At 55.0% G+C, this 13548-nt stretch carries 16 protein-coding genes and 1 pseudogene; 11 read left to right on the top strand and 6 right to left on the bottom strand.

Going from position 1 to position 13548, the window contains the following annotated elements; translation table 11 throughout:
• Positions 1 to 251 precede the first annotated feature (251 nt).
• Together PU683_RS09415 and PU683_RS09410 are read left to right on the top strand one after the other, a co-directional pair.
• Entirely contained in the window at positions 252 to 989 is a 738-nt protein-coding gene (locus PU683_RS09415; protein WP_277171235.1) for an alpha/beta fold hydrolase, read from the top strand.
• 51 nt (positions 990 to 1040) lie between these two features.
• Positions 1041 to 1460, top strand: coding sequence for a bleomycin resistance protein (locus PU683_RS09410; protein WP_277171234.1), 420 nt, complete (start codon positions 1041 to 1043; stop codon positions 1458 to 1460).
• A gap of 23 nt (positions 1461 to 1483) precedes the next feature.
• On the opposite strand, the gene PU683_RS09405 is transcribed toward PU683_RS09410, so the two are convergent.
• Positions 1484 to 1933: a GNAT family N-acetyltransferase gene (locus PU683_RS09405; RefSeq protein WP_277171233.1), complete on the bottom strand. Its 450-nt coding sequence runs from the start codon at positions 1931 to 1933 to the stop codon at positions 1484 to 1486.
• Positions 1934 to 2049: 116 nt separating this feature from the next.
• On the opposite strand from PU683_RS09405, the gene PU683_RS09400 reads away from it, so the two are divergent.
• The gene (locus PU683_RS09400) at positions 2050 to 2361 is read left to right on the top strand and encodes an EthD family reductase (protein ID WP_277171232.1); all 312 of its coding nucleotides are present in this window, start codon (positions 2050 to 2052) and stop codon (positions 2359 to 2361) included.
• Between the two features lie 44 nt (positions 2362 to 2405).
• On the opposite strand, the gene PU683_RS09395 is transcribed toward PU683_RS09400, so the two are convergent.
• Positions 2406 to 3272 (bottom strand): SDR family oxidoreductase, encoded by an 867-nt coding sequence (locus tag PU683_RS09395; protein ID WP_277171231.1) that lies wholly within the window; start codon positions 3270 to 3272, stop codon positions 2406 to 2408.
• A gap of 108 nt (positions 3273 to 3380) precedes the next feature.
• Here PU683_RS09395 and PU683_RS09390 point away from each other — a divergent pair, with 108 nt between their 5' ends.
• Positions 3381 to 4256 carry a LysR family transcriptional regulator gene (locus PU683_RS09390; RefSeq protein ID WP_277171230.1) on the top strand — a complete coding sequence of 292 codons (876 nt, stop codon included), beginning with the start codon at positions 3381 to 3383 and terminating at the stop codon, positions 4254 to 4256.
• Between the two features lie 39 nt (positions 4257 to 4295).
• Here the strand turns inward: PU683_RS09390 and PU683_RS09385 are convergent, their stop codons facing one another.
• A complete protein-coding gene (locus PU683_RS09385; protein ID WP_277171229.1) occupies positions 4296 to 4511 on the bottom strand; it encodes a hypothetical protein in 216 nt (71 codons plus the stop codon).
• A gap of 680 nt (positions 4512 to 5191) precedes the next feature.
• Here PU683_RS09385 and PU683_RS09380 point away from each other — a divergent pair.
• Positions 5192 to 5680, top strand: a complete 489-nt coding sequence (locus tag PU683_RS09380) for a DinB family protein (RefSeq protein ID WP_277171228.1) — start codon at positions 5192 to 5194, stop codon at positions 5678 to 5680.
• A 39-nt stretch (positions 5681 to 5719) separates the two neighbouring features.
• The gene (locus tag PU683_RS09375) at positions 5720 to 6130 is read left to right on the top strand and encodes a VOC family protein (protein ID WP_277171227.1); all 411 of its coding nucleotides are present in this window, start codon (positions 5720 to 5722) and stop codon (positions 6128 to 6130) included.
• Positions 6131 to 6280: 150 nt separating this feature from the next.
• Here the strand turns inward: PU683_RS09375 and PU683_RS09370 are convergent, their stop codons facing one another.
• The gene (locus PU683_RS09370) at positions 6281 to 6667 is read right to left on the bottom strand and encodes a nuclear transport factor 2 family protein (RefSeq protein WP_346771067.1); all 387 of its coding nucleotides are present in this window, start codon (positions 6665 to 6667) and stop codon (positions 6281 to 6283) included.
• Between the two features lie 98 nt (positions 6668 to 6765).
• Here PU683_RS09370 and PU683_RS22370 point away from each other — a divergent pair.
• Both PU683_RS22370 and PU683_RS09360 read left to right on the top strand, forming a co-directional pair.
• Positions 6766 to 6981, top strand: a pseudogene (locus PU683_RS22370) (cupin domain-containing protein); the annotation flags it as partial.
• 105 nt (positions 6982 to 7086) lie between these two features.
• Positions 7087 to 7539, top strand: a complete 453-nt coding sequence (locus PU683_RS09360) for a helix-turn-helix domain-containing protein (RefSeq protein ID WP_277174253.1) — start codon at positions 7087 to 7089, stop codon at positions 7537 to 7539.
• Positions 7540 to 7578: 39 nt separating this feature from the next.
• On the opposite strand, the gene PU683_RS09355 is transcribed toward PU683_RS09360, so the two are convergent.
• Positions 7579 to 8592, bottom strand: coding sequence for a zinc-dependent alcohol dehydrogenase family protein (locus tag PU683_RS09355; RefSeq protein ID WP_346771066.1), 1014 nt, complete (start codon positions 8590 to 8592; stop codon positions 7579 to 7581).
• Positions 8593 to 8806: 214 nt separating this feature from the next.
• On the opposite strand from PU683_RS09355, the gene PU683_RS09350 reads away from it, so the two are divergent.
• Positions 8807 to 10060 (top strand): mechanosensitive ion channel family protein, encoded by a 1254-nt coding sequence (locus PU683_RS09350; RefSeq protein ID WP_277171224.1) that lies wholly within the window; start codon positions 8807 to 8809, stop codon positions 10058 to 10060.
• A 277-nt stretch (positions 10061 to 10337) separates the two neighbouring features.
• Positions 10338 to 11273 carry an omptin family outer membrane protease gene (locus tag PU683_RS09345; RefSeq protein ID WP_277171223.1) on the top strand — a complete coding sequence of 312 codons (936 nt, stop codon included), beginning with the start codon at positions 10338 to 10340 and terminating at the stop codon, positions 11271 to 11273.
• 53 nt (positions 11274 to 11326) lie between these two features.
• Here PU683_RS09345 and PU683_RS09340 read toward each other — a convergent pair whose 3' ends face one another.
• On the bottom strand, positions 11327 to 12553 hold the full coding sequence (locus tag PU683_RS09340; protein WP_277171222.1) for an alpha/beta fold hydrolase: 1227 nt from the start codon (positions 12551 to 12553) through the stop codon (positions 11327 to 11329).
• A gap of 112 nt (positions 12554 to 12665) precedes the next feature.
• Here PU683_RS09340 and PU683_RS09335 point away from each other — a divergent pair, with 112 nt between their 5' ends.
• Entirely contained in the window at positions 12666 to 13544 is an 879-nt protein-coding gene (locus PU683_RS09335; protein ID WP_277171221.1) for a LysR family transcriptional regulator, read from the top strand.
• Positions 13545 to 13548 lie beyond the last annotated feature (4 nt).

The raw sequence follows: 13548 nt of genomic DNA, 5'->3' as shown, positions 1-13548 counted from the left end.
CAAAGCGCTCAAGCAACCCCCAGAGACCAGTCGCCGTTAAAATCATTATTGCGGCTCACAAAGCTCGAATTAAGCGCGTAAGCGATGCTCTGAAGCTCACGTCGTCTTGCCATCATTACTCCCGGTTTACAGATCAACGACCTCGCCAATATTAGGGGTTGCGCACCTGTTGTTGCCTTTCAAAGGATTATCCATGTTAGAACATAGCGTTAATCATTGATTGAATAAATGCTCAAATTACAGGGATCCCTATGCCATATACATCAGCAACGCCGCGGCTGTTTTACCGTACGCAGGGAGAAGGTCCGTTAGTCATCATGCTTCATGGTCTGTTGATGGATAGCAGATGCTGGGTGGCTAACGGCTTCATCTCGGCGTTAAGTCCCCATTTTCAGGTGGTGTGTCCGGATCTGCCCGGCCACGGGGCGAGCGATAAACCTGATACTCAGGCCGCCTACACGCAACAGAGCCAGGCGTTAGCCATCGTCAATCTTATGAATGAGTTGGGTCATGAAAAAGCGCATATCATCGGCTACTCTGCCGGTGCGTGGCTGGCGATGGCGTTGATAAATGCGCACGCAGAGCGTCTGCACTCCGTAGTGTTGGGGGGATGGGATTGTGAAGCTGGCCTGCCTGAAACGCCTGTTGGCAAACTCACGTTTGAGATGTTTATCGCTTATGCCCGGCAAGTCGCGCCGGAACTCACCGCCTCGCTCACCGCGGAGGATGAAAAAGGGGCTGAGCACTTTTTCAATGAACTGAGAAAACACGCTCAGGAGGCGGACGCCTTTTTCCCCTGCCCTCTCCCCCTGCGGCTGTGGGCGGGCAAGGAGGATCCCTATTACGCCTCGATGGCGGCATTAGCCACCCGCTATGCCATACCGCTTTTCGCCGGTAAAGGCGATCATCTGAGTGAAGTTAACCATCCAGAGAGTGCCACGCTGAGTGCGGTAAACGATTTTATTCGCCACGTTCAACAGCACACTTGATATAGAACGTGCGTTACTGCCCGTCGCGCCAGTTAAACAAGGAGAGATACCATGCCTGCGGTTCAGGAAACCTACTGGAACCGGATGGTCCCAGAGCTTACCGTTACCCACTTTGCCACCTCGCTGTATTTTTACACCGAGGTGTTGGGTTTCAGGGTGATGATAAAACGCAGCGATCCTGACTTTGCCTACCTCGCTCTCGGTGAGGCGCAACTGATGATTGAGCAGTATCATGCGCAGGGCTGGAATACGGCAGAGCTGGTCTCGCCATTAGGCCGCGGGGTCAATTTTCAGATTGAAGTGGACGATATTGCGGCGGTGCTAAATCGTCTGGCAGCAAGCAACATCACTCTTTATCGGCAGCTGCAGGATAATCACTATCACACTGGTGAAACCTTAGCCTGCCAGAGAGAATTTCTGGTGCAGGATCCGGATGGTTACCTGCTGCGCTTTAGCCAGTACATCGCGTAATTAGCGGCTGGCGCGTTCAGGACTCATTTCATTCTCTGCAATTTCATATGTAAAAGCGGATAGGGCCTGCCCTGACCATCTTGCTCAGAGCGGCCCACCACCTTAAAGCCCTGCTGTTGATAAAAGCTCACCGCCTGTGGATTCTGTTCATTGACGTCAAGCTCATCCGCGCCCTGCTGTACGATTGCGTGGTGTAAAAGCGCTTTGCCGATGCCTTTTCCGCGCTGTGCGGCATCGACAAACAGCATCTCAATGCGTTTTTCGCTGACGCCGACAAAGCCGACGATGGCACCGCCTGCAACAAGCCGGGCCATCGACAGCGTGACGCCGGGGAAATAGAGATTTTCTAACAGCGGGCGCAGCGCCTGAATCTCCTCTTCCGGTAAGAAATCGTGCGTGGCACGCACCGATGACTCCCAGATTTTCAGTAAGGTCGGGTAGTGAACGGGCATACCCGCTTCAATCGTTAGCATAATTTTCGTCTCTGTAATGGTTTAACAGCGCGGAATGCATATTAGCAGCCGGCGAATGCCAGCTACACTTTCAGCGGCTTAAATAAACAGACACCCGTTATGAAAGAGGTCATACGATGAGCAACGCAACTTTCACGCTATATGTCACCTATTACGGCGATGCGCAGAGCCGCTTCGACCGGGACTATTACGTTAATAATCACATTCCGCTGGTGATGAAAGCGTTCCAGCAATATGGCTTGCTCAGCGCAGCCGCCTTCTTCCCGGCCATTGAGCAGACGGGCACCGTCGCCATCTGCGAGTGCATTTTCCGCGATGAGAACGCCATGAAAACGGCATTCAGTTCAGCAGAAGCGCCAGAGGTGATGGCCGATGTGGCACACTTTACCGATCTGACACCGGCCCAATCGCGCGCCGTTGCGCTTTAAGGGCTAACTCAGAAGGCCGATGCGCAGGCATCGGCCTTCTCATGTTACTGTGCGACAAGCCCCTTCACGAAGTCGCGGTAGGTATGCAGCGGGCGACCAAGTAGCGCCACTAGCCGCTCCCGGTCGCCATCATGTGGGATCATACCGTGGCTGACGTAGCGCTCGGCCATCAGGCGCATTTCATAAGCCATCCATTTCGGCATAAATTCCGCCATACTGGCTTCGAAAGCATCCGGGCTGTCACCGCCGTACATCACCTCCCGCCCGAGTAGATCGCGCCAGATTGCCGCCGCCTCCATACCCGTCAACGTATGCGGACCAACAAGATTAATCGTCTCGACGGGCAGCGTCTCGCTCGCCTGGTCGCGCCGAATCAGCTCGATGGCCGCCACTTCGGCGATATCGCGCGTATCAACCATCGCCAGCCCGCGGCTGCCAATCGGCATCGGGTACACGCCGTGGTTAATCATCACCTCCTTAATCATCACCTCATTGTCGATAAAGTAGGTGGGGCGCAGAATAGTGGCGCTGAAGTTCAACGCGGTAAGCATCCGCTCGGCGCCATATTTAACCGCGAAATGCGGCACATTGACGGCAGTGTCCGCGCCGAACACAGAGAGATAAACCACGCGCTCGACACCAGCTTCCCTGGCAATATTGAGGGTAATCAGTGTCTGGGTATATTCGTCAGCGGCAACCGCATTGAGTAAAAACAGCGTTCTGATGCCGCTAAAAGCAGCACGCAGTGCGTCGATGTCGAGCAGATCGCCCTTAACCACCGCCACACTGTCAGCAAAACCGGCTTTTGCAGGATCGCGGGTCAATACGCGAACGTCAGCGCCGCGGCGAAGCAGCTGGTCAACAACGTGGCGGCCAACGCGGCCGGTCGCTCCGGTAACAAGAATAGTCATGATGTTTACTCCGTTATCTCTGGTGGGTGTAACCAGAGATTATCCCGATCCATTTTTGCCCGGAAGACGCTATTATTTGCACAACCTGTTCCAAAAATGAGACAGCTAATGGATATCAACGCCTTAAAAGAGTTTCATCTCATCGCGGCAGCTGGCGGGATTGGCGCCGCCAGCCGCGCCAGCGGTAAGCCTAAAGCCACCCTTTCACGCAGGCTGAGCGATCTTGAAGAGGCGCTGGGCGTGCGGCTGGTGGAGCGCGGCGGTCAAAAGTTGAAGATCACCGAAGCAGGCGAACGCCTGCTGGCGCGCACGCTGGGTGCAATACGTGAAATTGATGAAGCGGCTGAGTCGGCGCGGGAAGATGCCGCTGCACCCGCAGGATGGCTGCGCGTTGCCGCCCCGCTGCTCTTTTCGCAGCTGGCGCTGGGGCGGCTGATGGCGGAGTTTCGCCGTCGCTATCCGCAGATCTTTATTGAAGTTGTCGCGGAAAACCGCATGAGCGATTTGGTGGAAGAGCACTTTGATGTGGCGATCCGCATTAACCCGCTGGAAAACAGTTCGCTGGTGGGGCGCTGTTTTGCCAGGGACAAGCTGGTACTGGTCGCCGCGCCTTCCCTTAGCCTGCCCGTCGCGGATGCGCAAAGCGTGCAGACGATCCCGGCCGTGGTCATGTCAGCGCATCGCGAAGGGAGTGACTGGATCGTAGAGAAGGGTCAGCGTCGCTTTACGCCACAGCCGGTAATGCGCCTCTCCTCGCTGCTGACCGTCCGCGATGCGGTTCTCGCAGGTGCCGGTGCGGCCATGGTGCCGAAGTCGATCGTCAGCGCTTATCTTGATAGGGGGGAACTGATGAACTGGGGAGAGGCGGATACGCTCACCGAGCTGTGGGTGCTGCACACCTCACGTCGGTTGCAGAGCCCTAAAGTGAAGGCTTTTGTGGAGTTTATCTGCCAATACTATCCCGCCGGCTGGTTCTCTACCTGAGGCGAGCGGGAGGTGTAATAACAAAAGCATCGCCGTTAATCACTGCTCGCTGGCGGCAATGCCCTCGCTGGCGACGAGGCGGATAGCGGACTCATACACGTCGTTCATGCCATCCACAGCCTGCGCTTTTGCAACTTTCAGCTGCTCGAGGATCCCCTCTTTTTCAACGCGTTTTCCCGCTGAAATTAATGATGAAACCGCATGTCCGATAACCATATAGACTTCACTTACACGTTCTGAACTGATGATATCCATTCACTCTCCTCCCGCGTAGATGCCACACCGATAATTACCCGCTGCGCGAGCAGTGTGGTGGGCAAGGTATGTCGATGTTGTCCGACATATTTATAAGGTAATCTACCAGCAAATTCATCCCTGTTTTATGAGTATTATCTTAAGGTGAGTTAAATATTTTTCTATTTTTAAAGATGGTGTTAAAAATTGATAATTTTAATTATTTTCCGGCAATAAAAAATAAAAAAGGCTTTACGAAAATAAGCGGGTGGGCAACAAGAGGTTAAAAAAGTGGCAGGGGACATCATCTCCTGCCGACTATAATCCGACAACGGCACCTGAACCTTGTGCGCTTTATAAAACCAGTGTGGCGGAGAAAGCTTAGAAAAACCTTAACGGCTAAAATATTCTGTCGCGAGGAGGCGAAGTGGCAGCCTCTTCGCAAAAAAATCTGCGGTAAGTCGCATACATGTGGAGATTAACCGACGCTTTGGCCAGAAAGGGGCCACCTCACTGGATTCAGCTATAAACTCACCCGGTAGCGTGATCGCCCCGGCCTCTCTGGCATGTTAACCAGCGCTGCTTGCTAAAACGCGCCGATGCCAACTTCCGACTGCCCCCCTGGTTTTTGCTTAAGAATCCACTCAGCCAAACTGCCCATGCGAGGTAAGATAGCGCTTCAGTCATATGCGGAGCGGAAGATGGATAAGGACACACTGGTTACCCTGGTGAAATTTAAGCGCTGGATGGATGGCGAAACCCTGAAAGCCATCAAGACGATCGACGAACCGGCGCATGGGCAAAAGCGCCACCTGATGATCAGGTTGATGAACCATATTTATGTCGTCGACACGATTTTCAAAGCCAACCTTACCGGCCAGCAGCATGGTTACACCGCGCTAAATACGCCGGAAACGCCCACTCTGGATGAGCTTGAAGTGAAGATGGCAGACTCGACGGCGTGGTACATCCAGTATGTGGATGCCCTCTCCTCATTCGATCTTGAAAAAGTGATTACCTTTCGTTTTGTCGACGGCGGTGACGGCGAGATGCGCGCCATCGATATGCTCAACCATGTGCTGTTCCATGGCACCTATCATCGCGGCGCGGTCGGCTGGATGATTTCCGAGTGCGGCGGCGTCGCGCCAAAGGATGTGTTGACCGTTTTTCTGCGCGATCATCATCACTGACGACTGCACTTTTTTCTGCAAGCGAGCCAGGAGCCAACCATGCTGATGTACACCACAATAGGCAGCAACGATTTCCCGTCGATGACGCGTTTCTATGACGCCATTTTTGGCGTGCTGGGCGTGCCGCGCACGCCTGCGTGGAGTGAGGCCTGGGCGATGTGGGGCGAGCCGCCAGACCAGGGTTTTAGTTTTTGCATCTGCCCACCGTTCGATAAGAAAAGGGCGACGGCGGGAAACGGGACCCTGTTTTCCTTCCGCGCAAGCAGCGCAGAACAGGTACGGCAATTCCATGCCGCGGGGCTGGAAAATGGCGGTAGCGATGAGGGCGCGCCCGGTCTCAGAGAAGCCTACGGGCCGGATTTCTATGTTGCCTATTTGCGCGATCCCGAGGGGCACAAGCTGGCCTGCGTATGCCATCCCTGGCACCCGGAAACAGATAACCCAGCCTGATAGTTCTGGTGTTATTACTGGTCAGACTTAAAAAATCTCTCCAGCACGGCCTTTATCCTGAAAGGCTTATGCATAAGCATTTGATGTCATGGAAATCACCATTCAGCACCCACTGCCGCTAAGCCAGCGCAGCGGGTGTTTCAAAGACCGCTATTTGGCGCTACCCAGATGGCGATCGCCCTCGCTCCCTTTGAGCATCAGCGTCGTCTCTTCAATACGCAGAAAACGACCGGCTTCATCCAGCTCGGCAAACATATACACCTCCATAAGCACCTCTGATCCGTCGCGCTTAGTACACAAAACGCGGTGGCGGGTAGCGTATAGCAGCCCCGCGCGCAGCTCATCCAGCACCTCAATTTTCGCCCCCGCGCTTATCTCCCGAAGCTTGCGGGCATGTTGTGCAAACCCCTCGCGATCTTCCCAGTCGCCATTGGTGCGCTGACGATAGTGGGGGTTAAAGTAGCGCTCGATCACCTCTTCGAGCGGCAGTTGCTGCTGGTTGATGATGTCATCCAGAACGGCGACGATAGTTGTCATTTGCATCTCTGCTCCTCAGTCAGTGTGATGAGGATCTTACCGTCGACCCACTGGCGTCGGTACGCTATAAAAGACAATCAATACGCTTCAGGCGCCAAATGATGAATGAACCGCTGATTCCTTATTCCCTGGCCAGCAATGTAGAGGGTCCGACGCTCTGGGCGGTGATGCGCCAGTCAGAGGCAATGCGCGAAACGCCGCGTCATCACCACGCTCGCGGGCAACTCCTCGGTGCCGAGCGGGGGCTGCTCACGGTCGACGCCGGAAGTAGCCGCTGGGTAGTGCCCGCCACACACGCAGTCTGGATACCGCCAGGCATTTCGCACGGTTTAACGTCACATGGCCCCTACTCCGGCTGGAGCGTTTATATCGCGGCGGCAGCCTGTACTCTCTTGCCCAATAAACCCTGCACGCTTGCAATGTCCGGCCTGCTACGCGAAGCGGTAACCCGCGCGGCGGGCTTTGAAGCGATGACGCTCACGCCATCGCAGGAACGTCTGGCGGGGGTGATTATTGATGAGATCGGCGCGCTGCCTGAGGTAGATCTTGGTCTGCCCATGCCGCAGGATCCGCGTCTAATCAGGATCGCGCATGCGCTTACCGCTCGCCCGGCTGATGGTCGCAGGCTGGAGGCGTGGGCCGCCTGGGCGGGCATCTCACCCCGCACGCTTTCGCGGCGATTTCGTGCGGAAACGGGATGCAGTTTTAGCGAATGGCGACAGCGGGTGCGGTTACTGCGGGCGCTTGAACTTCTGGCGGCGGGTAAGCCGGTAACGGCGATTGCGCTGGATCTGGGCTATGACAATGTGAGCGCGTTTATCGCCCTCTTTAGCCGGGTCTTTGGCACGACGCCGGGGCGGTATAACCCGTGAAAGGTGGCGGTAAGGGCCCACACCCTACCGCCCTGCCGGTTACCACTCGACGCAGATTTTCCCCAGGTGGGCGCCGCTTTGCAGGTACGCAAAAGCTTCGCTCAACGCCTCATAGCTGAAGGTGCGATCGATAATTGGCTTTTGCTTCATCACTTCCAGCGCTTTAACAAAATCGATCTGATCCTGGCGGCTTGCGACAATCACCCCTTTGATCTGCACCTGTTTCGCCAGCAGAGAGAGCACCGACACGCTGGCCTCATCGCCGGAAAGAATACCAATCTGCGCGATATGCCCGCCGACTTTGACGGCTTTCAGCGACTCTTTCAGGGTGGCCGGGCCGCCTACTTCCACCACGTGATCGACGCCAAACCCCTGGGTCAGCTCAAGCACTTTATCTCCCCATTCCGGCGTGGTTTTGTAGTTGATGGTCTCATCCGCGCCCAGTTCGCGCACAACGTCGAGCTTCTTATCGGAAGAGGAGGTGGCGATGACGTTAGCCCCCATCGCTTTTGCAATTTGCAGCGCGGCGATAGAGACACCGCCGGTGCCCTGCACCAGCACCGTCTCGCCCGCTTTCAGGTTGCCATCCACCACCAGCGCCCGCCAGGCGGTCAGCGCTGAGGTGGTGATGGTCGCAGCCTCTTTGTGACTCCATCCCTGTGGCGCACGGGTAAAGGCGTTTTGCGAGCGGACAACGTATTCGCTTGCCATGCCGTCAACGCCGTCACCGGGGGTATGAGCAAAGCCGCTCACCTCAGGCCCCGGCTTGCCTGCCAGCCAGATGGGGAAAAAGGTGGAGACCACGCAATCGCCCACGGCAAAGCCTTCAACGCCCTCACCCACCTCTTCGACCACGCCCGCGCCATCGGACAGCAGAATGCGGCCATCCTCCGTCGGGAACTGGCCGCTGGCAACAATCAAATCATGAAAGTTCAGCGAGCTGGCTTTAATCGCAACCCGAATTTCACCCTTGCCGGGTCTGCCCGGATCGGCGATATCTGAGACGGTAATGTTTTGCAGGCCGCCCGGCGCGTTAAGTGTGACTGCTTTCATCATGCTTCTCCTGTTACAGCGTAAATTTGCGTTGATCAGACTAAATCATAGGATCACTTTGTTAAAGGTGAGCGTTTTTGTGACCGGGCCGACACCGCGCGCGGCGTGGACTTATATCCCCGTGTTATGTCATGATGCTAATTGGTTAAATTTTTGTATATATGCCCGCCAGCCAGGGCTTATACAGATGGCATACTCGTTCAGGCGATAAGTAATGGCGTATTTGAATTCTTTATTAACGTTTATCGAAGGCAGGCCGGCGCTGGCCATTGTGTTAAATATTATTCTGCTGATCGTCGCTGGCATGTTCGCGCACCTGATGTGCAAATTCCTGCTGATAAAAGTTGTTCGTAAAGTCTTCTTTGCCAGCCATAAAAAAGATGTGCCGCTGGAAAAAGATCGCCGCATTGCCGAAAAACTGTCCAACTTTGTGCCGGTTCTTACGGTCTATTACCTGCTGCAGTTTATGGAAAATATGCCAGCCTCGCTGGTGACGGCCATAAATACTATGTGCGGCATTTTGTTCTTTATTTTCCTCTCCGTCTTTTTTAACGAGATGCTGGATATCGTTAATAGCTCCTATTTGCGCAAAACCAAGCGTAAAAATCACTCGATTAAGGGCTATATCCAGATAGGTAAAATCTTAATTCACGTTATTGCTGCGATCATGATCCTCGCGGTGATGTCGAACAAATCGCCGGCTATTATTATCTCCAGCCTCGGTGCCGTGGCGGCGGTGCTGATGTTAGTGTTTCAACACACTCTGCTTTCGCTGGTTGCCAACGTTCAGGTCTCCTCAAATGATGTCCTGCAACTGGGGGACTGGATCGAGATGCCGGATAAAAATTTGAGCGGTGAAGTGACCGATATCGCGCTGCACACCATTACCATCCGTAACTGGGATAACACCATCTCCCGTATTCCAACGAAAAACTTCCTCACCGAGACCTATACCAACTGGCAGGCGATGTTCTCCTCCGGCGCGCGCCGCATCATGCGCAGCACCCATATCGATCAGCACTCGGTGAACTTTCTCTCACAGGAGATGCTGGCGCCGATGCTGGCGATACGCGGTGTGAGTGAACCGCTGTCAAAACTGCTTGATGGCCGCGATCCGCTGGGCGTGGCAGACAGCTGGTTTATCGATAATGGCCTGACGAACCTAACGCTTTTCCGCCACTACCTCATGGCCTATCTCGCTGAGCGGCAAGATATTGTCAAAGAGATGTACATTGTGGTCAGGACGCTAAAACCGTCACCAGCCGGGATCCCGCTGGAAATTTACTGCTTCACCTCCTCGACCCTGTGGGCGGAATATGAGAATACACAATCGACGATTTTTGAATATATCACCGCAGTAGCAGGACAATTCTCCCTGCGCTTATATCAATATCCTGCCGGACATGACTTCTGGCGCTTATCGCAGCAGCATGCGACAGAGAAAAACGCGCCGCCAGGCGAAGGCTAACAGGCTTTACAGGTGGCAACATGGGGGCGGTTCGCTCTATCCTCCTCCGCGCGCCACCCCTGATAAACCTCACCCTTTTAGGTATATAAAATATATTATCCCGCCGAATGTTGCGGCATATCGGTAATTGATAAAATTAAAAAGAAAAGAGTGTAGAAGGATATATTTCATTCATAAGATCTTTATCAAAAAACAAAAACGAAACCCACCTCCTTTATTGTAGAAATTTACTTCTGCGGCAAAATCACTAACACGATTGTGATATGAGCAAAGAAAAATGAAAAAAACTCGTATTGTAGTGATGATGATAAGCGCTATTTCAGGCACCGCGTACGCAGATTCCGAGCAGTTAATCCCCGATTTTTCTTCCGACAGTTTTTCCGTCTCCGCCTCTGCCGGGATGCTGAGCGGTAAATCAAATGAACTCGTCTACGATGAGACAGGAAGAAAAATCAGCCAGCTAAACTGGAAGATAAAGAACGTCGCCATTGTGAAAGGCGATCTCTCCTGGAATCCCTACTCTTTTTTAACCCTTAACGCCCGCGGCTGGACGTCACTCGCCTCCGGAGCAGGCCATATGGATGATTACGACTGGCTGAATGAAAGCCAGTCAGGCTGGACCGATCACTCCACCCATCCTGATTCGGATGTCAATTACGCCAATGAATTCGACCTCAATCTGAAAGGCTGGATTTTCCAGGACGCGAATTATAAAGCGGGCGTGGTGGCAGGTTATCAGGAGACGCGCTTCAGCTGGACGGCGCTCGGCGGCGCTTATGAGTATGATAACGGCACATCAGTCGGCACCTTCCCGCCAGGCGAACGCGGCATTGGTTATAGCCAGCGCTTCACCATGCCCTATGTCGGGCTGGCGGGCCAGTACCGTATTGATAACTTCGAATTCAATGCCCTGCTGAAATTCAGTGACTGGGTGCGCGCGCATGATAACGATGAGCACTATATGCGCGACCTCACCTTCCGCGAGAAGACCAGCAACTCACGCTACTACGGTGCGTCGCTTGATGCCGGCTACTACGTCACGCCACACGCCAAAGTGTTTGCTGAGTTCACCTACAGCAAATATAAAGAGGGCAAAGGCGGAACACAGATCATTGATACCAATAGCGGCGAATCGGAATTCATCGGTGGCGATGCTGCGGGTATTGCCAATAAAAACTACACCATCACTGCCGGTCTGCAATACCGCTTCTAAACCCGTGATGACTACCGCATATTAAGCCCCTGACGGGGCTCTTTTTATGCGCGCTATTTAGCAATAAACCCGCCAATCGCCGCCGTCACCGCCTCGGCAGCCTCTGTTGGCGGGTGGTGGCCGGTTTTTGCCAGCGTCAGCAGTTGGGCATCGGGCAGAAGCGCGGCGATCTCCTTACTTAACTCAACCGGCGTCGCCCGATCCTCTTCCCCAACGATCACCAGCGTCGGCACGGCAATCGTGGGTAGCAGGTGCGTGATATCACCTCTGTTAAAGACGGCGGCATCCAGCGCCAGCGCTAATCCTTCGCGGTCGTGAGCATGCATCATTGCGCGCTCCTCGGCAGCCTCGTGGGGGTGGTGTTGCAGCCAGTCGGAGCTGTTGACATACGTCTGAATGATGCTGAAGAGCGCTTCCCGTGCCGCATCGGAGCCATTGAGTAGGGTTTCGCGCTGCCCGCGCCAGTTTTCCAGCCGTTCCGGCAACTCAGCCCGCGCGCTGGTGCCAATCAGCACCAGCCCTGCCAGTAGCTCTGGATGGCGCGCCGCCAGCCGCAGCGCCACCATTGCGCCCTGGCTCTGCCCAACGATCGTGACCGTACCGAGCGCCAGTTCATCTATCATCAGCGCCAGATCGCCGCTCAGGTCGTCCAGCGTCCAGCCTGCGGAATCGTAGCCGCTCAGGCCATGTCCCGGCATATCAAGAACGATACAGCGATAAGAGTGGCTCAGGGCCTGAACCTGTGCGGCAAAAATGTGATGACTGGCGAAAAGCCCGTGGGCAAAAAGCAGCGTTGGCCCTTCGCCGATATCGCGATAGCGGTAGAGCGTGCCATTGATGCGCACCTGCTGAAGCGACCACTCATCCTCCCCATTAAAGGCTCTCGCCAGCAGCGCCGAGTCTTCAAAGATTTGATAACGGCGAATCTTCCCGTCGGTGACCGTAAAGTGGATGATCATATCGCTGCCGACGGTGTGCTGGGTGCTCATCACCGTATGGCGAAAACGCCCCAGCACCAGCACACTCTCGTGCCGGGCGATGATGTCATTAATGACAAATTCCCGTGGCCGGAAAGTCTGCGGGAAGGCCATTAACCAGCGCCGGACCTGCTCAGGCCCCTGCAACAGCCCGACGGTAGAAACCGTGGGTTCGCCGTCGATATGCCACACCACGTCGTCTGCCAGCAGGCTGACAATCTCCTCTACCCTGCCCGCGGCAAACGCCGCAAGGTAAGTTTCTACTACCGCTCTGGCGGCGGGTTGCTTCGCTGTGAATTCCATCCGTTCACTCCTGTTTTGCAAATATTGATGCTGTAACAGGAGTCTATTTTTTCCATATTTTGAAAACTACGGATAAAATCGGCGAATTAATTTGCATAAACAGAAAACAGAGATGATGGACTGGAACGATTTACGCTTCTTTTTGGCGGTTGCCCGCACCAACAGCCTGACCAAAACGGCGGCCACGCTGAAAGTGAGCCAGTCGACGGTGTCGCGCAGAATCGGCGCACTGGAGAGCAGCCTGCGAACCAGCCTGTTTCTGCATCATCAGACCGGTTACTTTCTTACCGATGCCGGGCAGGCGCTGCTGAGCTACGCCGAAGAGGTGGAGAGCCGGGTCGGAGCGCTGGAGCACGCCTTTGCCGGGCGGGATGGCGACGCGGCAGGAACCGTGCGCCTGGCGACGGCTGAGACGCTGGCCAATCATCTGATTATCCCGGCCCTGCCGCAATTGCAGGCCGATTACCCGGCGATCCGCCTTGAGCTGATTACCGGGGTCAATACCGTCTCGGTGGTGCGAAATGATGCCGATATCGCGCTGCGCCTGGTGCGGCCTGAGCAAAACACGCTGAAGATCCGCAAAGCCGGGGTGATGGCCTCGGCGGTTTACGCAACTGAGAGTTATCTGCGCACCCACCCCGCCCCACCAGACGCGCCCTTACGCGGGCGGCGCTTTATCACCTGGGACAGTACCTTCAGCCATCTTCCCGCCGCCCGTTGGTTTGACGAACAGGTTGCGGATAAAACCTCGATGCTTGCCACCACCAGCCTGGTAACCCAGCTCTCTGCCGTCAACGCCGGGCTTGGGCTGGCGGTGCTGCCCTGCTTTATTGCCGCCCAGCAGCCCAGCTTAGTCGAAGTGATCCCGTCGGGCCAGGTGCTGAGTGAAGATCTCTGGCTGGTGACCCATGCCGATCTCATCGCCTCGGCACGCATCAAAGCGGTGGCGGAATTTTTAATGACCCTCCTTGCGCGGGCAAAAATGTCCTGACGAA

Origin of the sequence: Candidatus Kosakonia sp. 282A-S69 (assembly GCF_029433855.1) — a bacterium.
In the GTDB taxonomy this organism is placed as follows: Bacteria; Pseudomonadota; Gammaproteobacteria; order Enterobacterales; family Enterobacteriaceae; genus Kosakonia; species Kosakonia cowanii_A.
The sequence above is the reverse complement of the archived record's forward strand: the minus strand, read 5'-3'. Positions and strand labels throughout refer to the sequence as shown.

Bases quoted from the DNA above. Each gene is read 5' to 3' on its own strand.
- PU683_RS09370 (WP_346771067.1), bottom strand. From the start codon at position 6,667: ATGACAACTATCGTCGCCGTTCTGGATGACATCATCAACCAGCAGCAA.
- PU683_RS09390 (WP_277171230.1), top strand. From the start codon at position 3,381: ATGGATATCAACGCCTTAAAAGAGTTTCATCTCATCGCGGCAGCTGGC.
- PU683_RS09345 (WP_277171223.1), top strand. From the start codon at position 10,338: ATGAAAAAAACTCGTATTGTAGTGATGATGATAAGCGCTATTTCAGGC.
- PU683_RS09380 (WP_277171228.1), top strand. From the start codon at position 5,192: ATGGATAAGGACACACTGGTTACCCTGGTGAAATTTAAGCGCTGGATG.
- PU683_RS09405 (WP_277171233.1), bottom strand. From the start codon at position 1,933: ATGCTAACGATTGAAGCGGGTATGCCCGTTCACTACCCGACCTTACTG.
- PU683_RS09350 (WP_277171224.1), top strand. From the start codon at position 8,807: ATGGCGTATTTGAATTCTTTATTAACGTTTATCGAAGGCAGGCCGGCG.
- PU683_RS09335 (WP_277171221.1), top strand. From the start codon at position 12,666: ATGATGGACTGGAACGATTTACGCTTCTTTTTGGCGGTTGCCCGCACC.
- PU683_RS09360 (WP_277174253.1), top strand. From the start codon at position 7,087: ATGTCCGGCCTGCTACGCGAAGCGGTAACCCGCGCGGCGGGCTTTGAA.
- PU683_RS09410 (WP_277171234.1), top strand. From the start codon at position 1,041: ATGCCTGCGGTTCAGGAAACCTACTGGAACCGGATGGTCCCAGAGCTT.
- PU683_RS09355 (WP_346771066.1), bottom strand. From the start codon at position 8,592: ATGAAAGCAGTCACACTTAACGCGCCGGGCGGCCTGCAAAACATTACC.
- PU683_RS09395 (WP_277171231.1), bottom strand. From the start codon at position 3,272: ATGACTATTCTTGTTACCGGAGCGACCGGCCGCGTTGGCCGCCACGTT.
- PU683_RS09375 (WP_277171227.1), top strand. From the start codon at position 5,720: ATGCTGATGTACACCACAATAGGCAGCAACGATTTCCCGTCGATGACG.
- PU683_RS09385 (WP_277171229.1), bottom strand. From the start codon at position 4,511: ATGGATATCATCAGTTCAGAACGTGTAAGTGAAGTCTATATGGTTATC.
- PU683_RS09400 (WP_277171232.1), top strand. From the start codon at position 2,050: ATGAGCAACGCAACTTTCACGCTATATGTCACCTATTACGGCGATGCG.
- PU683_RS09340 (WP_277171222.1), bottom strand. From the start codon at position 12,553: ATGGAATTCACAGCGAAGCAACCCGCCGCCAGAGCGGTAGTAGAAACT.
- PU683_RS09415 (WP_277171235.1), top strand. From the start codon at position 252: ATGCCATATACATCAGCAACGCCGCGGCTGTTTTACCGTACGCAGGGA.